Source organism: Bradyrhizobium sp. 4, assembly GCF_023100905.1.
GTDB lineage: Bacteria > Pseudomonadota > Alphaproteobacteria > Rhizobiales > Xanthobacteraceae > Bradyrhizobium.
The window spans coordinates 5,435,514-5,451,558 of record NZ_CP064686.1 but is presented as its reverse complement, the minus strand read 5'-3'; the positions used below and the strand labels follow the sequence as shown (position 1 = coordinate 5,451,558).

Annotated in this window: 16 protein-coding genes; 5 read left to right on the top strand and 11 right to left on the bottom strand. The window is 65.0% G+C overall.

Annotated features, from left to right (window positions below; all coding sequences use genetic code 11):
• The first annotated feature begins 83 nt into the window (after positions 1 to 83).
• Genes IVB45_RS25945 through IVB45_RS25935 form a run of 3 tightly spaced genes read left to right on the top strand, consistent with a single transcriptional unit; the run spans position 84 to position 2,746 of the window.
• Positions 84 to 632, top strand: a complete 549-nt coding sequence (locus tag IVB45_RS25945) for a TRAP transporter small permease (RefSeq protein ID WP_027566714.1) — start codon at positions 84 to 86, stop codon at positions 630 to 632.
• Entirely contained in the window at positions 623 to 1,915 is a 1,293-nt protein-coding gene (locus IVB45_RS25940) for a TRAP transporter large permease (RefSeq protein WP_247356559.1), read from the top strand. The genes IVB45_RS25945 and IVB45_RS25940 overlap by 10 nt, the downstream gene beginning before the upstream one ends.
• Before the next feature lie 24 nt (positions 1,916 to 1,939).
• Complete coding sequence (locus tag IVB45_RS25935; RefSeq protein WP_247356560.1) at positions 1,940 to 2,746, top strand: SDR family oxidoreductase; 807 nt, start codon at positions 1,940 to 1,942, stop codon at positions 2,744 to 2,746.
• 9 nt (positions 2,747 to 2,755) lie between these two features.
• Here the strand turns inward: IVB45_RS25935 and IVB45_RS25930 are convergent, their stop codons facing one another.
• The 4 genes from IVB45_RS25930 to IVB45_RS25915 are packed head-to-tail and all read right to left on the bottom strand — an operon-like array spanning position 2,756 to position 7,025.
• Positions 2,756 to 3,454: a substrate-binding domain-containing protein gene (locus tag IVB45_RS25930; protein ID WP_247356561.1), complete on the bottom strand. Its 699-nt coding sequence runs from the start codon at positions 3,452 to 3,454 to the stop codon at positions 2,756 to 2,758.
• Positions 3,451 to 5,586, bottom strand: coding sequence for a molybdopterin cofactor-binding domain-containing protein (locus IVB45_RS25925; protein ID WP_247356563.1), 2,136 nt, complete (start codon positions 5,584 to 5,586; stop codon positions 3,451 to 3,453). The genes IVB45_RS25930 and IVB45_RS25925 overlap by 4 nt, the downstream gene beginning before the upstream one ends.
• On the bottom strand, positions 5,583 to 6,053 hold the full coding sequence (locus IVB45_RS25920) for a (2Fe-2S)-binding protein (RefSeq protein WP_247356564.1): 471 nt from the start codon (positions 6,051 to 6,053) through the stop codon (positions 5,583 to 5,585). The genes IVB45_RS25925 and IVB45_RS25920 overlap by 4 nt, the downstream gene beginning before the upstream one ends.
• 15 nt (positions 6,054 to 6,068) lie before the next feature.
• A complete protein-coding gene (locus IVB45_RS25915; protein ID WP_247356672.1) occupies positions 6,069 to 7,025 on the bottom strand; it encodes a tripartite tricarboxylate transporter substrate binding protein in 957 nt (318 codons plus the stop codon).
• Positions 7,026 to 7,275: 250 nt separating this feature from the next.
• Between IVB45_RS25915 and IVB45_RS25910 the strand changes: the two genes are divergently transcribed.
• Positions 7,276 to 9,366 (top strand): molybdopterin oxidoreductase family protein, encoded by a 2,091-nt coding sequence (locus tag IVB45_RS25910; RefSeq protein WP_247356566.1) that lies wholly within the window; start codon positions 7,276 to 7,278, stop codon positions 9,364 to 9,366.
• A gap of 117 nt (positions 9,367 to 9,483) precedes the next feature.
• Entirely contained in the window at positions 9,484 to 10,266 is a 783-nt protein-coding gene (locus IVB45_RS25905) for an enoyl-CoA hydratase/isomerase family protein (RefSeq protein ID WP_247356567.1), read from the top strand.
• Between the two features lie 248 nt (positions 10,267 to 10,514).
• Here the strand turns inward: IVB45_RS25905 and IVB45_RS25900 are convergent, their stop codons facing one another.
• The 7 genes from IVB45_RS25900 to IVB45_RS25870 form a co-directional block, all read right to left on the bottom strand.
• Positions 10,515 to 10,871 (bottom strand): DUF6634 family protein, encoded by a 357-nt coding sequence (locus IVB45_RS25900; RefSeq protein WP_247356569.1) that lies wholly within the window; start codon positions 10,869 to 10,871, stop codon positions 10,515 to 10,517.
• A gap of 55 nt (positions 10,872 to 10,926) precedes the next feature.
• On the bottom strand, positions 10,927 to 11,712 hold the full coding sequence (locus IVB45_RS25895) for a metallophosphoesterase (protein WP_247356571.1): 786 nt from the start codon (positions 11,710 to 11,712) through the stop codon (positions 10,927 to 10,929).
• On the bottom strand, positions 11,709 to 12,329 hold the full coding sequence (locus IVB45_RS25890; RefSeq protein ID WP_247356574.1) for a hypothetical protein: 621 nt from the start codon (positions 12,327 to 12,329) through the stop codon (positions 11,709 to 11,711). The genes IVB45_RS25895 and IVB45_RS25890 overlap by 4 nt, the downstream gene beginning before the upstream one ends.
• Positions 12,330 to 12,340: 11 nt before the next feature.
• Positions 12,341 to 13,273 carry a hypothetical protein gene (locus IVB45_RS25885; RefSeq protein ID WP_247356576.1) on the bottom strand — a complete coding sequence of 311 codons (933 nt, stop codon included), beginning with the start codon at positions 13,271 to 13,273 and terminating at the stop codon, positions 12,341 to 12,343.
• 242 nt (positions 13,274 to 13,515) lie between these two features.
• The gene (locus tag IVB45_RS25880) at positions 13,516 to 13,800 is read right to left on the bottom strand and encodes a hypothetical protein (protein WP_247356577.1); all 285 of its coding nucleotides are present in this window, start codon (positions 13,798 to 13,800) and stop codon (positions 13,516 to 13,518) included.
• Positions 13,801 to 14,282: 482 nt separating this feature from the next.
• Positions 14,283 to 15,584, bottom strand: coding sequence for a hypothetical protein (locus IVB45_RS25875; RefSeq protein WP_247356578.1), 1,302 nt, complete (start codon positions 15,582 to 15,584; stop codon positions 14,283 to 14,285).
• On the bottom strand, positions 15,581 to 15,922 hold the full coding sequence (locus IVB45_RS25870; protein WP_247356579.1) for a hypothetical protein: 342 nt from the start codon (positions 15,920 to 15,922) through the stop codon (positions 15,581 to 15,583). The genes IVB45_RS25875 and IVB45_RS25870 overlap by 4 nt, the downstream gene beginning before the upstream one ends.
• Between the last annotated feature and the right edge of the window lie 123 nt (positions 15,923 to 16,045).

The window sequence follows — 16,045 nt, the reverse complement described above, 5'->3', positions numbered from 1 at the left end:
CCATAGCGTCGGTCCGGCGCGCCGACTGGCGACGCCGGACCGACGCGTTGGAGGCGCGCAAGGAGACTTGCAAGGAGACTTGGATGACAGACCCTCACGTCGCAGACCACGAACTGGACGTAGCCGGACGCCCGTCCACCGGTTTGCTGTCCCGGATCAATGCTCCCGTCGCTCGGCTGGGGATGTATCTGTCGGTGACCGGACTGCTCGTCATCGTCACCATCGTCTTCTACCAGGTGTTCGGACGCTACGTGCTCAATTCCAGCCCGACCTGGACGGAGAACCTTGCCTTGGTTCTGATCCTGTATGTCACGTTGATCGGCGCCGCGGTCGGTGTGCGCGATGCCGGACATATCGGCATGGACAGTTTGCTGGTGATGCTGCCGGATCATGCGCGGGAGAAGATCGAGCTTGTCATCCACGTCCTGGTCGCCGGGTTCGGCGTCGCGATGGCCTATAACGGCTGGATCCTCGGGGCGTCGGTCGGAACCGTGAAGATCCCCAATCTCGGGCTGCCCGAAGTCATCCGCTACGTACCGCTGATCGCCTCCGGCGTCCTGATCGTCTCCTTTTCAATCGAGCACATCATCGCTCTCCTGCGCGGCGAAGAGGTCGTCCCCTCATGGAACTGATCATTCTCGGCGCCACTTTCTTCGGCTTCCTGGTCCTCGGCGTCCCCGTCGCCTTCGCGATCGGCCTCTCGGCGATTTGCACCATCCTCTACGAGGGCCTCCCGGTCGCGGTCATCTTCCAGCAGATGATGTCGGGGATGAACATCTTCTCCTTCCTCGCCATCCCGTTCTTCGTCTTCAGCGGTGAGCTGATGCTGCATGGCGGCGTCGCCGACAAGATCGTGCAGCTCGCCAAGAATCTCGTCGGACACATCCGCGGCGGGCTCGGCATGTCGAACGTGGTCGCCTGCACGCTGTTCGGCGGCGTGTCCGGCTCGCCCGTGGCCGACGTGTCGGCGATGGGGGCGGTGATGATCCCCATGATGAAGAAAGAAGGGTTCGACACCGACTACGCCGTCAACGTCACGACCCATGCTTCGCTGGTCGGAGCACTGATGCCGACCAGTCACAACATGATCATCTATGCGCTCGCCGCCGGCGGTAAGGTCTCGATCGGCGCGCTGATCGCCGCCGGCCTCCTGCCGGCGCTGGTGCTGATGGTATGCATGCTGGTCGCCGCTTACGCGGTCGCGGTGAAGCGCGGCTATCCGGCCGGCAAGTTCCCGGGCTGGCCCGCGGTTTTTCGCTCGTTCGCGGCCGCTCTGCCCGGCCTTCTGATCGTCGGCATCATCCTGGCGGGCATCCTGTCGGGCGTGTTCACGGCGACCGAATCCGCGGCCGTCGCGGTCACCTACACGATCCTGCTGACGTTCTTCATCTACCGCACGATGACCTTGCCGAACTTCCTGCGCGCGGCGGCCAAGGCGGTGAAGACCACGGGGGTGGTGCTGCTGCTGATCGGCGTCTCCACTATGTTCCAGTATTTAATGGGGCTTTACGAGGTGGCCGACTTCGCCGGCGAGATGATGAGCAGGGTCTCGAACCAGCCCTGGGTCATCTTCCTGCTCATCAACGTCATTCTGTTCGTGCTCGGCACGTTCATGGACATGGCCGCGACCATCCTGATCTGCACGCCCATCTTCCTGCCGATCGCGATGAAGGCGGGCATGGATCCGGTGCAGTTCGGCATGCTGATGCTGATCAACTGCGCGCTCGGGCTGAACACCCCGCCGGTCGGGACGACGCAGTTCGTGGGCTGCGCCATCGGCGGCATCTCGGTGGGCGCGGTGATGCGCACTATCCTGCCGTTCTACGCCGCCCTGATCGCAGCTCTGATGTTCGTGACCTACGTCCCCGCCTTCTCGCTGTGGCTGCCCCGTCTGCTGATGGGCTACAAGGGCTAGCAGCAACGCAGGGAGAATCTATCCGTGACTGACTATCGCAAGCTCTTCGATCTCACCGGCAAGACGGCCGTGGTGCTGGGCGCCGCCTCCGGAATCGGCAAGTCGTCGGCCGAGGCGCTGGCCGGGCTCGGCGCCCGTGTCGTCTGCGCCGATCGTGCGATTGAAGGCGCTGAAGCAACCGCCGCCGCCATTCGTGAGAACGGCGGCTGGGCGGAGGCGGCTGCGTGTGACGCGGCGAGCGCTGCGGACGTCAACGCACTGGCCAAGACCGTGATGCAGAAATTTTCGCGGCTCGACATCGCGGTGACGACGCCCGGGCTCAACATCCGCAAGACCATCCTCGACTACACCGAGGAGGATCTCGACCGCGTCCTCAACCTCAACATCAAGGGCACGGTCTGGTTCTTCCAGGCCTTCGGCCGCATCATGGTCGAGCAGAAGAACGGCAGCATCATTGCCTGCTCCTCGGTGCGGGCGGTGACTATCGAGCCGGGCCTTGGCGTCTACGGCTCGACCAAGGCCGCCATCGGCCTGCTGGTGAAGGGCTTTGCTTCGGAGGTTGGACGCTCCGGCGTGCGCGTCAACGCGATCGCGCCGAGCATCGCCGAGACCGCGCTGACCGGCCCGTTCAAGCAGCGTCCCGACATCTACAATCTCTACGCCGGCCATACCGTGTTCAACCGCTGGAGCAGCGCCGACGAGGTCGCGACAGCCGTCGCCTATCTCGCCTCGGACGCCGCGAGCTATGTCAGCGGCAGCACATTGTTTGTCGATGGTGGCTGGACCGCCGTCGACGGTCCGCCGACCGGTCTCACCCAGTTGCACACATAGGGCGATTATCTAGCCTGCAAAGCCGGCGCGCTGGCGCAGATCCCTGCGGTCTGCGCTGGTCAGCAACGCGATCAGCGCGGCCGCCTCTTGTGGATGTACGGCCCGCGTGGTCACGCCGGCCGTGTACATCGTCACGAGCTCGCAGCCCGGCGGCAGCGCTCCTGACAGCGCGATGCCGTCGGTCGCGATGATCTCGGTGGCCTGTGTACAGCCGATCGGATGCGCCGCGGTGGACGCCGCAAGCTCCCGCATCGCGGTCGCGCCGTTGGGAAAGATCTTGAGGCGCGAAGCGACCTCGTAGGCGATGCCGAGTTGATCCAGCACCTTTGCGACGTGCTGTCCCGCCGTCGAGGCTTTCGTGTCCGGCACGTAGATCGCGTCGGCGCTGCGCAGTACCTCGCGCAAATCGGCCTCGGTCTTCACGGTCACCTTGGGATCGCGGCTGCGGACCGCCAGCGCGGTCTCGACCCGCCCGACATCCGAGATCGAGGCTGGGATGACGAGCGTCTCTTCGGCAAGCTTTGCAAGCAGCGCTTGCGTCAGGATGACGAGATCGGCCGCCGTTCCCGCCCGCAGCTTGTTCGCCATGACGCCGACCGCGCCGAACTCGCCGTCGATGCCGAAGCCGGTCTGCGTCTTGAAGGGATCGCCGAGGCCGCGCACCAGGCCTTGCGCCGCGCCTCCACTCAAAATGCTCACTGTCGTCACGACGCCTGCTCCATGGCTGCAATGATCTTGTCGCGGGTGATCGGCAGGTCGCGCACGCGCACGCCGAGGCAATCGTAAACGGCATTCGCGATCGCCGCCGTCACCGGGCCGTGGGCGGCCTCGCCGGCGCCGACCGGCTCGATCTCCGGCCGCTGGACGATCTCGACATCCACCATCGGCACCTCGCTGAAGGTGAGGATCGGATAGTCGGTCCAGGACGTCGATGTGATGCGCGTGCGGCCGAAGCGGACGCGTTCCTTCAGGACCCAGCTTGTCGCCTGGATCGCGCCGCCCTCGATCTGGTTGATGACGCCGTCCGGGTTGATGGCCTCGCCGACATCGACCGCAAGCGTCAGCCGCTTGACGCGGATGTTGTCAGTGCCCTCGATCTCCGCAATCGCGGCGCAATAGGCCCCGGTGTTCTTGTAGCGGGCGAAGCCGACGCCGTGACCGATGCCGGACTTCTTTTGCGGTTTCCATTGCGCGCGTCGTGCCACCGCGCGAATGACCTCCTTTGCCCGTTCGTCGCGCAGATGGCGCAGGCGGAACGCGATCGGGTCTTCGCCGCGGAGGGCGGCGATCTCGTCGAGCAGGGACTCGATGGCGAACACATTGCCTTGTCCGCCAAGCGTCCGCAGCGCCGAGGTCCGCACCGGCATGGTCAGCAGCCGGTGGCTCGTGACCGTCCAGGCCGCGAGGTCGTAGAGCGGAACGGAGTTGCGGTCGCCGCCGCCGCCATTGGCCGCGGGCGGATTGGTCGAGATCATGCGCGGGTAGGGGTTCGTAATCTCGGTTGCGGCAAGCAGCGCGGGCTGTGCCGCGCGCCCTGGCCGCGCTGCGTGGCCGTTGCTCCAGATCGCATGGCGCCAACCGACGATCTCGTTGTCCCCATCGAGGTCGGCTTCGATCTCGATCGCCATCGCCGCGCCGAACGGCGCGTGGGCCATCTCGTCGTGGCGCGACCATTGCACCCGCACCGGACGGCCGCCGGCCGCTTTCGCCAGCAGCACGGCATCGAGCGCGACGTCATCGGCGGCATTGTGTCCGTAGCAGCCAGCGCCCTCCATGTGCTCGACGACGATGCTCTCGATCGGCAGCTTGAGCACGATCGCGAGGTCGGCGCGCAGCAGATAGACGCCCTGGCTGTGCGTCCAGACATGGACGCGATCGCCACTCCATTGTGCCATCGCACAGGACGGCGCGATCGAGGCATGCGCGATGTAGGGACGGGTGTATTGCCGGCGGAGGGTGCGAGCAGCTTTCTTTATCGTTGCTGCAGAGGTCCTGGTGTCGATGACAGTGGTCTCGACCGGCTGGCTCTTCAGGAGTCCGGCGAGATCAGCTTCATCGGGTAGCGGCTCACCGGCCGACCATGTCGCCCCCTTGCGCAAGGCTTTCAGCGCGGCCTCCGCCGCTGCCTCGCCGTCGGCAACCACGCCGGCAAAGCCGCCGTCGCGGACGATCGCGACGAGGCCGGGAACGGTTCGCGTCGCGGTCTCGTCGAGCGCGATCAGCCTGGCGCCGGAAATGTCCGGCCGCAGCACGCGTCCGTGCAGCAAGTCCGGCAGCGGACAGTCATGGATAAAGCGCGGCCGCGCGAACACCTTGTCTGGAATGTCGACGCGCTGGACCGAATGTCCGGCCACAGTGCGTTTGGCGACGATCTTCGCTGTCGCGCCCGCTTTGGCGTCGTGGTCGAGCGAGACGTCACCGGCCAACTCCCAATAGCTGGTCCTGACATTGCCGGGACCCGAGATCGTGCCGTCATGGATGTCGAGCAGCGAGGCATCGACACCGAGACGTTCGGATGCTGCGACGAGGAAGCGCTGGCGGACCTCGGCACAGGCGTGGCGCAGCGCCCGGCCGGATTGCTGGACCGAAAGGCTGCCCGAGGTGACGCCCTCGTTCGGACTTGCCGCCGTGGAGGCGCGGATCATCTCGATGCGGCCAATATCGACGTCGAGCTCGTCGGCTGCGATCTGCGCTAGGGCCGTGACGATGCCCTGGCCGATCTCGACCTTGCCGGGCGAGATCGCCACACGGCCTTCGCCGATGAGCTTCACCCAGGATGACAGCTTGGGATTGGCAGCAAGGCTGACCGGCAGTGTTTGGGCAGGGGACGGCGCACTCATGTTTCCACCATCTCCGACGCCGCCCGCAGCACAGCGCGGACCATGCGGTTGTGCGATCCGCAGCGGCACAGATTGCGATCAAGCGCCGCTTTCACCTCGGCCTCCGTCGGCGACGGATTGCGCTTCAGCAAAGCCGCCGCGCTGATCAGGATTCCCGAGACGCAATAGCCGCATTGTATCGCCTGTTCGGCGTTAAAGGCGCGTTGCAGCGGATGCGGTTGCTCCGCTGTGCCGAGGCCTTCCACCGTGACGACGTCCTTGTCCGCGACCGACCACATCGGCAGGTCGCACGAGGCCATCGCTCGGTCGTCGACCATGACATGGCAGGCGCCGCACTCGCCGGCTCCGCAGCCGAAATGCGGACTTGTAACGCCGAGCCGGCTGCGCAGCACGTCGAGCAGCGTCTGATCCGGATCGGCATCCACGGCCGCGGCCGTGCCGTTGAGCTGGAATTGAATGGTAGGCATTGTCGCTCTACAGCCTCAGGACTTGTCGAACTTCTTGACCACGTCGGCCCATTTTTCGATGTCGCCGCGCAGGAATTTGTCGAATTCCTCCGGCGTCATTGACATCGGCACCGCGCCCTGCGCAGTCCAGAGCTTGACGATGTCGGGCCGCTTCACCATTGCGTTCACGGCGGCATTGAGCTTGTCGATCACGGGTTTCGGCGTGCCGGTCGGCGCCATCAGGCCGAGCCAGATCGTGGCTTCGTAGCCTGCGACCCCCGCCTCGATCGCGGTCGGCACGTTCGGCAGCACCGCTGAGCGTTGCTTGCCGGTGGTCGCGAGCGCGCGGACCTGGTTCTCGCCGATGTTCGGCGCCATCGCCGGCACGGCGTCGATTATCATCTGCACCTGCCCGCCGATCACGCCGCTGCGTGCCTCGCCACTGTTGCGATAGGGCACGTGGACGAGGTCGATGCCGGCCATGGCTTTGAACAGCTCGCCGGCCATGTGATAGGGCGTGCCCTGGCCGGAGGAGGCGTAGTTCAGTTTGCCGGGCTGCGACTTGGCGAGCGCGACGAACTCCTGCAGCGTCTTCGCTGCGACTTGCGGGTTCACCACGATGACGAGATCGGAAGAGTTGACTGGTGCGATCGGCGCGAGGTCGCGCATCAGCTCGTATTTGCGTTTATCCGGTGTCAGCAAGGATTCGTTCGCGGTCTGGGTGTTGGACATCATCAACAGCGTGTAGCCGTCGGCGGGCGACTTCGCCGCTTCGACGGTGCCGATGACGCCGCCCGCACCGGTGCGGTTCTCGATCACGAAGGGCTGGCCAAAACTCTCCTGGAGCGCATTGCCGATCTGCCGGGCCGCGACATCGGCCGGCCCACCGGCGCCAAAGGGCACGACGATCCGGACCGAATGGTTGGGATAGTCTTGCGCCAGGGACGGCGGTGCGGAGCATGCGCTGAGCAGGCCGGCGGCCAGCGCCAGCATGAACTGTCGGGCCGTCACACCCACCTCCCTGATGTCGTTCTTGTTGTTGGGCACTGTAGCGGCAGGGGAGGCGGACTGTCGACGCCTCACAAGGCTGATGGTGCCTGGAATCTCGGGTGGTTTTCGGTGTGGCGGCGCCGCTCTTCGCGGTCGCGGCAGGAACCGGCGGCGCGTGATTTGAGCAAATCGCATGGGCGTTGCCGGATAAATACCCTCGGCTGAGGGGTATTTTGGTGTTACCAAATTGGACATGAACCAGCACGCCAAGATCGAAATCCGCCATTCGACCTGTCCGCATGATTGCCCGTCGGCCTGTGCCCTCGATGTCGAGGTGCTCGAGGGACGCAGCATCGGTCGTGTCCGCGGTTCGAAAAAGCAGACCTATACGGCCGGCGTGGTCTGCGCCAAGGTCGCCCGTTATGCCGAGCGCATCCATCATCCTGAACGGCTGATGTATCCGCTGCGCCGAACGGGTGCGAAGGGCTCCGGCCAATTCGCCCGGATCAGCTGGGATGAGGCGCTGGACGAGATCGCGGATCGCTTCAACCAGGCCGAGCGCGAATTCGGCGCGGACTCAATCTGGCCGTACTATTACGCCGGCACGATGGGACTGGTGATGCGCGACGGCCTCAACCGCCTCACGCATGTGAAGAAATATTCGCGGTTCTATCAGACCATCTGCGCCAATGTCGGGCGCATCGGGTTCGCGATCGGCACCGGCAAGATCGCCGGCGTCGATCCGCGCGAGATGGCGCTGTCCGACCTGGTGGTGATCTGGGGCACCAACCCCGTCAACACGCAGGTCAACGTGATGACGCACGCCGCCCGTGCGCGCAAGGAGCGCGGCGCCAAAATCGCGGCCGTCGACATCTACGACAACGAGACCATGAAGCAGGCGGATATCAAGATCATCCTGCGGCCCGGCACCGACGGCGCGTTCGCTTGCGGCGTGATGCATGTCCTGTTCCGCGACGGCTATGCCGATCGCGCCTATATGGACAAGTACACCGATTGCCCTGGCGAGCTCGAGGCGCATCTGAAGACCCGCACGCCGGAATGGGCGTCCGCGATCTCGGGCGTGCCGGTGGCGGAGATCGAGGCTTTTGCCAAACTGGTCGGCGAGACCAAGCGGACCTTCTTCCGGCTCGGCTACGGCTTCACCCGCTCGCGCAATGGCGCGGCGCAGATGCATGCCGCGAACTGCATTCCAGCGGTGACCGGCGCCTGGCAATATGAAGGCGGCGGTGCCTTCTTCAACAATTACGCGCTGTGGCACTTCAATGAATCCATCATCGAAGGCCACGACGCCATCGACCCAACCATCCGCGCGCTCGATCAGTCGCAGATCGGCCGCATCCTCACCGGCGATTCCGAGGCCCTGCACGGCAAGGGTCCGGTCAAGGCGATGCTGATCCAGAACACCAACCCGATGACAGTGGCGCCGGAGCAGGCGCTGGTGCGGCAGGGTTTTGCGCGCGAGGATCTGTTCGTCGCGGTGCACGAGCAGTTCATGACCGAGACCGCCGAGATGGCCGACCTCGTGCTGCCGGCGACGATGTTCATGGAACATGACGATCTCTATTACGGCGGCGGCCACCAGCACATCTCGGTCGGGCCGAAGCTGATCGACCCGCCCGGCGAATGCCGCTCCAATCACGAGGTGTTGCAGGCGCTGGCGCCGCGGCTTGGCGCCAGGCATCCGGGATTTGAGCTGACGCCGCGTGAATTGATCGACGCGACGCTGAAGCTGAGCGATCACGGCGACATAGCCGGCCTGGAAGCCGACCTCTGGCGCGACCTGCAGCCGGACTTCCGCACGTCGCATTATCTCGACGGCTTCGCCCATGCCGACAGGAAATTCCATTTCAAGGCCGATTGGGCGCATCCGCCGTTCGGCCAGAAGATGGGTGACTTCGACAAGATGCCGTCGCTGCCGGACCATTGGGCGGTGATCGAGCATTCCGACCAGGCCCATCCGTTCCGGCTTGCCACGAGCCCGTCGCGCAGCTTCCTCAACACCACCTTCAACGAGACGCCGTCCTCCCAGGCGCGTGAGGGCAAGGCGAGCGTGATGATCCATCCCCTGGATGCGGCCGCGCTCGACATCGCGGATGGCGACGCCGTGACACTCGGCAACACCCGCGGCGAGACCACGCTGATCGCCACACTGTTCGAAGGCGTGCGCCGCGGCGTGCTGATCGCGGAGTCCGTTCATCCCAACAAGAACCATATCGGCGGCCGCGGCATCAACGTCCTGACCGGCGCCGAGGCGGTCGCGCCGATTGGCGGCGCTGCGTTCCACGATAACAAGGTCTGGATCAGCAAAGCGGCCGGCGTCTAAACGCAGGTATCGTTCCGCAAATTTGTGTCGAGGCGCTAGCGTCGCAGATTGCCCTTGCGCTGGTGCGCAGGTCTGCCGCAAATGTCCGTAAAGTTTTTGTCAACGGACGAGCAGGCCATGACCGACACCAACAGCGTCATCACCGAAAAGCGCGGACAGGCGTTCTGGATCACCATCAACCGCCCGGAGAAGCGCAATGCGCTGAACGGCGATGTAATCGCCGGCATCGTCAAGGGCTATCGCGACGCGCATGACGACAAGGACGTTCGCGTCATCGTCCTGACCGGGGCGGGCGAGAAGGCATTTTGCGCCGGCGCCGACCTGCAAAACTCGGGCGCGGCGTTCGCGATGGATTTCTCCAGGCCCAATGTCGACTATGCCGATTTGCTGCGGCTGTCGCAGAACGCGACCAAGCCAGCGATCGCGCGTGTCGGCGGCGTCTGCATGGCCGGCGGCATGGGGCTCCTGTGCATGACCGACATGGCGGTCGCGGCCGACAATGTCATCTTTGGCCTGCCCGAGGTGAAGGTCGGCGTGTTTCCGATGCAGGTGCTGAGCCTCCTGCAGAACATCGCGCCGCCGCGACTCGTCAACGAATGGGCGCTCACCGGCGAGCCCTTCGATGCGAAAGCCGCGCAAAACGCAGGCCTCCTCAACTACGTCGTCCCGGCCGCCGAGCTGGACGCAAAAGTCGACTGGCTGATCGGCCGCATCGTCGACAAGTCGCCGACCGCAATCCGCCGCGGCAAATACGCCATGCGCGCGATCGCCTCCATGTCGTTCGACGAGAGCATCGCCTATACCGAAAGCCAGATCGCGTTGCTCGCGATGACCGAAGATGCGAAGGAAGGCCTGAAGGCCTTTGGCGAAAAGCGCAAACCCCAGTGGCTGGGAAAATAGCTTTGTCGTCAATTGGCTTCAAGACTTGCAGAGAGGTCTGCCTCATCCAACCTGTAGTCTCAGCGACCCATGATAAAGTGCCGTTCGTGACCATGCAAACGGCCCCTATTTCGTCAGTATCGCAGATCGTGGTCGGCGTCGTATCGGAAGGCGTCCGTCCGATCGGACTGTAGATTGGAGCGCGCCGGTAGGGCCGGAATCGTTCATGGCACAACGACCGAGAGCGTCGTTGTCACGATAACCAATTGTCATCCGCGATCTTCGGCCGTGCGGACGATGCCGTCGCCGGCACAGGCGCCCAGGCGGTAGAACCGGGACAGGCTACGAACCCATCCGCCCGAAGGATCCGCCCACCAGAGCGGCGTCGTCACGACCGGACAATTGCCGTGAACCGGATGCCCCGTGACGTAGCCGGCCAGCCTCACGCCGTCGCTCGTCGGGACGGGCGCCCAGTCCTGCAGGAGCGGCGCGTCGCTGAGAACAGTAGCCGGAACAGCGGAACTGCGATGCAGCCGTTCGCAGTCGTCGGCAAGCGCGTGAAGTCGATCGGGCAGATCGGAGGAGATGCGAGCGGGATCGAGAAACCGAAACGCGCGGACCAGCATGGGCAAGACCTTCGGCAGGAGCTTTCGATGGAGTGATGTTGGGGCGGGACTTGCCCTATCCTCCGACCTCGATCACGAGCGAGCCGTCGAAGGCGGGGTTCTCGCTGCCGTACCCGTGGGGATTGCAGACAATCCGGGTCTCGGCGACGCGAGAATTGGCGACGCGATAGTCGCTGGAATTATGGACATGGCCGTGCACCCACATCGTGGGGCGATGGGCCTCGATGATGGCCGTCATGTCGCTCACGAAAGCCGCCGTGACCGGATCGGTCCGGTACTTGGGCAGCACCGAGTTCCAATGGACGGCATGGTGGCTGATGACGACGATCGGCCCACCGAAGCCGGTCGAGAGCGTCGCGTCGATGTAGGCGCGGGACTGATGATGGAGCAGCGCGGCTTCCTGCGGTCGGAACCGCAGCCACGGCCGCTTCTGCCAGCCGATGCGACGATGATCGTTCATGCCGGCCGCGCACGCGCTCATCGAGGCGCCGATATTGGTCTCGCCGAAGATGCGGTAGTCGGTCCACAGCGTTGCGCCGACGAAACAGACGCCGTTGAGCACGACCGTGTCGTTCTCCAAGAAGTGGATGTTGAAGGTTGGGGCTTTCGCGCGGGCAAGCGTGAGCTCGTCCGGAAGGAAGCGGTGATAATATTCGTGGTTGCCGGCCACCATCAGGATCGGGATGGGCATCGGTACGATGCGGCGCAGGTAGGCAAAGGCGTTGACCGCGCCCTCGCAGACGTCGCCGGCCACGACGACGGCGTCGACGTCGGGGCGGATCGTGATCGGCTTGATCGGATGAACGTCCGCGTGGAGATCGGACAGGATCTGGATGTTCATGCGCTTTCTCCCTCGCGCTGGCGTGTTTGGAAGGCGGTGAGCAGCACCGCCTCGGCCTCGCGGTATTTTTCCTGATCGTCGACGTAGCGCCGCCCATAGGCGCTCCAGGAGGTGGCGAGCTCGACGGCATGTTCGTGGCCGAGGTGGGTCAGACCGGCGATCTGGGCCATGACCAGCGCGGCCGTCGCGTTCGGCGCCAGGGCAGAGCGGCACAATGCCGTCATGGCGATGTCGACGCTCAGCGTGATCTCCGTGATCGGCATCAGGAAGAGCGCGACGTCGATCGCCGCAGTCGCATTGCCGGCAAGCGCGGCGGCGAAGTCGTCGTCGCCACGGAGCAGGGCAATCCGATCGAGGGTCGTGCGCAGCAGGGCCTGCTCGGCGTGACGAAACATGTCGGGCGGCAACGTCCGCCACCATTGCAAGGCCGTGACGTCGCTGGCCTCGAACGGCCACAGACGCTTCGGCGTCTTGACCGGCCAAGGGATGTTGTCGACGGGAACGAATTGCGCATCCCTGGCGGGTTCGGCCGCCAGGAGAGTGCAGGTGCCGGCATCGGGCTCGCGAGCCTCACGGTGCCGGGGTTTGCGCTCCGGCACCTCCGTTGCATCGGTCATGAGGTCGGCTCCTAGGCTGCGATCAGGATCGGCTGCGGATAGCGCGGGGCCTGCCACTTGCTGGAGTCGACATGGGCGCCGGTGACGACCTTCGCGGCGATAGCCGCCGACGGGAAGCACACGGCCACGCACAGGCGCTGGCGATCCTGCAGGCCCGGGATCGGCATCAACGCATCGGCGTCCATCAGCTCGTCGCGGCGCGTCTCGACGATCGGCGGCGCGCTGGGGTTGACGGTGCTGCGGACCTCGGAGCCCGCCATCACGACGAAGCCGTCGGGGGCGTGGTAGCCGCGCGCCCAGAGGTCGGAATAGGCGAGCTCGAGCTCGCTGCCGGTCGGCGGCGCGGCGACCACGCCGATCTGCATCGGCCCGGAATCATCGGGGCCGACCGGTTCGGCCTCGACGGCGAGGCGGCGCTGGCTGCCGAAGTTGCTGCGCAGCGTCCGGCATCCGGCGTCGAACAGGAGGCGCTCGCCGTGCTCGACGAAGATGTCGAGCGAGACGCGCCGGTGGCTCGGCAGCTCCAGGACCTGCGGACTGACGCCCTTTCTGACCTCGACCAGCCCCGCCTCCTCGGCGATCCTGGTGAAGCGATACTGCAGGTAAAGGGCGGCGCACCGGTCGAGCCAGGCGCCTTCGTAGCCCGAGACCACGTAGACCTCCTTGGCGAAGCTCTTGGTGGAGTCGCGGAAGTGATCGGAGAGCCTGCGGCCGACATTGCCGGTCTCCCCGATATAGGCACTGGCATGATCGGCCAGGATGTAGCAGGCCGGCACGGCCGCGCGCGCCATCGACATGTCCCGGATCATCGCGAACGGGAAGGCGGACACCGAGAGGCGGCCGACGTCGTCGTGCACCTCGCGCAGGCCCTCGATGCCGCCGAGCGGGCGGTGGACGATGGTGCAGGCGGCCTGCACCGAGTTGCTGGCAGAAAAAAGCGTCATGTTGATTCTCGCTGGTTGAGTTGGGTTCGAGAGCGCGAGAGCCGACGACGCCAAAGCTTGGCAATGCACGCCGCACTGCCGTCCCGGAGGGCGGCAGCTTGATCCGGCCGTGCCGTTGTTCGCGTGTATGGCAACGGTCAACGGGCGCTGGCGCCTTTGACCGTACCTGACGAACTGGACGGACCACGAGCCGGTTGCGTGCCACGCTTGTTGCGTTGGCGACGTCGGTCCCGCGATCCGGATTAGTCGATGGTGGAGGTGGAGGAGGTGACCCGGTCCGGGAACGGGGTCGTGTGGGGGGCGCCGCGCTCCTGATGGCCGCGACCGCGATCGGCGCTGTGGCCGACATACATGGCGGTGCTGTCGCTCAAGATGTAGGGGCCGGGCACCGCCGGCGCCTGACCTTCCGGCAAGGCCGGCAAGAGCGCGGGCTTGGCGGGGATGATCCCACGCATACCGGACGCGGCCGGGGCCTCGGAGATCGGGGACGGGAAGGACGAATCGCAGTAAGACTGGCTGTTAGCCATGATCGACTCCTATTCGGTCGGTTGTGGTCAGGTCGTTGTCGGTGTTGCAAGCGCCGGCAGCGACCGCCTCCGCAGGAATTGCGAGCGGCCTGATCAGTATGGGGTGGTTTTTCCGAATTGCAAGGGTCGCCCCCGCTCCGCCCGTAAGATGGTTACTTCGCCTTAACGAACGAGGGCTCGCCGGTGTCATGGGCCTCCGCCGAATCTGCGCCGCGGGGAGACGACGATAGGCTCGACTGCCGGCCGCACGATCCTGATCGATCACGGCATCCCGCTCGCCGCCGGGGCGGCCGTTCTTCCTCCATGAACCAGAGATGGGGTGTACGACACCCGAGCAGTCGGGACCTCGTCATGATGGTGTTCTCCGACGGCTGCGGATTCACAGAATCGTGCGGGTTGTTCGGGCTGACGGGTGGTTGTCATCCGCTTTGAAGCGGCGTCCTGATCTCTTTTGCAATCGCCTGCGACGCCTGATTTCGCCGTCAAGGTCCCGACAGGGGCCCCATTAATGTCTCGTCCTCGACCTGCGCGACGGCCGCCACCTCAATGTTAGGCGACGCTTCTGCGTCGTCCCGATTATCCGGCTGGGCGGATGTCACGGGCGTGCCGCCGCCCAGGAGGCGCTTGGCGTGGTCGAGCAGTGCCTCGACCGGCCTCACAACCCAGCGCTCGTCCGTCCACAACAGATCGATCGATGTTTCGAGGATCGCGGCGGCGCGCGACAGCTTATCGAGCCGGCCCGCAAGTCGGTCCGGTTCGGTCGCGAACGCCCGGCCGGATGAGGTCGCCTGGGTGTAGGTCAGATCGAGCACTTTCCTCCTGATGCGTCTCAGCGGCGCCTCGAGCCCGTCCGTTATCTCCAGCCGAAGGGCGTAGACCTCCCTCGAAGGTGCCGTCGGGGTGTCAATGGAGGACCAAGGCCCATCGCAGAGACCCGGAAATCTCAGTACGGCTTCTCGGTAGACGGGAACGGATCCGCGCTTGAGGATGTGGTGCATGACCCCGACCAGTTGGTCTTCACGATAGAGCAGAAGTGCGTGCGGCGACCGATCGCCCTTCCTGACCGTAATGCCGGCGCTGGACAAGAACGCGATGAATCTCCGTTCCGATGCGCCGGTAACCCAAAGACGTTCGAGCTCGGCCTGAAAGGCGGGCAGCTTGAACCCCGCAGCCGCTGCTGCCCGGCGCATCGCATCCGTCATCCGAGGCGGCCGCGACCGAGGGGCAGAAGCCGCCATGTCGGTGAGCCAAGCGGCGACATCGGCCCTTCCTTCCCTGACCAGTCGTGCGGCGATGCCACGATGAAACGAGCTGCGCGCGATCGTCCCTTCGATTTCGTAGGTCGCAATGGCCATGACCTTCTGAAGTCGCTGAACATGATTGCGCATGTCGAGCGCGCGCAGTGTGGGCGAGATGTGGCCGAGCACGAGGTGGAGATGGGTCGCTCCTCCCCCTGGACGCGCACGAGGCTTGTCAGCATGCGACCAGATCATCAGCGGGTGAGCCTCCGCCCGCAATTCACCGATGACCATGTCCACGACACGGGAGCGATCCGTCGCGTCCAAGGTCGTGGTTGGGGATATGATGATGTGCCAGAACGCGATCTCCGCCCTCGTGCCTCCCTTCAGGCATTGCATCACCCGAAGTCCTGCGGCGCTGTCCGGCACATGCAGATTTCTGGTTTCAGACAGCTCGACGTGCTGACCATCCTCCTTCCACAAATGGTGGTTCAGGCGTTGCGCGCCCTTCTGGCCGCTCCTGTATTTGAAGGCCTTTACGATCATTCGCCGCGGACCGTATCTTCCAGCCGCAAGAGGGCGGCAACGACGTCGGCGAGCCCGCGTTCGACGAGCCTCGTCGCACCGATATCTGATTGCTCTGAAACGGATTGGTTTCCAAGGACAATCAATGCCGCGTGGATCCTGGCCAATCCCTCGCGCAGAACGACATGCTGTCGGCCTGGACGGCGCTGCCTCTTGCCCATGTCGGCTTGTAGCAGCGCGTGAAGGTAACCGCTTTCGGTGGTCCCAAGAAGGGATGACTTCTCCCGAAGGTGATCTCTCTCCTCTTGGGTCAGGCGTATCGAAAGTGCTGGATTGCCCCGGCGAGTTTTTCGCGTCATGCGGGCCTCGACCAGACGTTCTGCTGCCGGGGGTATTCGTGCCCGTTGTCAGGCGATGCAAGCGCTCGGAGGGACTTTAGCCAGGCGAGGGCCGACGGGGGTAACGAATGCCCGACGAGACCG

Bases quoted from the DNA above. Each gene is read 5' to 3' on its own strand.
- IVB45_RS25945 (WP_027566714.1), top strand. From the start codon at position 84: ATGACAGACCCTCACGTCGCAGACCACGAACTGGACGTAGCCGGACGC.
- IVB45_RS25940 (WP_247356559.1), top strand. From the start codon at position 623: ATGGAACTGATCATTCTCGGCGCCACTTTCTTCGGCTTCCTGGTCCTC.
- IVB45_RS25925 (WP_247356563.1), bottom strand. From the start codon at position 5,586: ATGAGTGCGCCGTCCCCTGCCCAAACACTGCCGGTCAGCCTTGCTGCC.
- IVB45_RS25920 (WP_247356564.1), bottom strand. From the start codon at position 6,053: ATGCCTACCATTCAATTCCAGCTCAACGGCACGGCCGCGGCCGTGGAT.
- IVB45_RS25915 (WP_247356672.1), bottom strand. From the start codon at position 7,025: ATGCTGGCGCTGGCCGCCGGCCTGCTCAGCGCATGCTCCGCACCGCCG.
- IVB45_RS25910 (WP_247356566.1), top strand. From the start codon at position 7,276: ATGAACCAGCACGCCAAGATCGAAATCCGCCATTCGACCTGTCCGCAT.
- IVB45_RS25905 (WP_247356567.1), top strand. From the start codon at position 9,484: ATGACCGACACCAACAGCGTCATCACCGAAAAGCGCGGACAGGCGTTC.
- IVB45_RS25900 (WP_247356569.1), bottom strand. From the start codon at position 10,871: ATGCTGGTCCGCGCGTTTCGGTTTCTCGATCCCGCTCGCATCTCCTCC.
- IVB45_RS25895 (WP_247356571.1), bottom strand. From the start codon at position 11,712: ATGAACATCCAGATCCTGTCCGATCTCCACGCGGACGTTCATCCGATC.
- IVB45_RS25890 (WP_247356574.1), bottom strand. From the start codon at position 12,329: ATGACCGATGCAACGGAGGTGCCGGAGCGCAAACCCCGGCACCGTGAG.
- IVB45_RS25885 (WP_247356576.1), bottom strand. From the start codon at position 13,273: ATGACGCTTTTTTCTGCCAGCAACTCGGTGCAGGCCGCCTGCACCATC.
- IVB45_RS25880 (WP_247356577.1), bottom strand. From the start codon at position 13,800: ATGGCTAACAGCCAGTCTTACTGCGATTCGTCCTTCCCGTCCCCGATC.
- IVB45_RS25875 (WP_247356578.1), bottom strand. From the start codon at position 15,584: ATGATCGTAAAGGCCTTCAAATACAGGAGCGGCCAGAAGGGCGCGCAA.
- IVB45_RS25870 (WP_247356579.1), bottom strand. From the start codon at position 15,922: ATGACGCGAAAAACTCGCCGGGGCAATCCAGCACTTTCGATACGCCTG.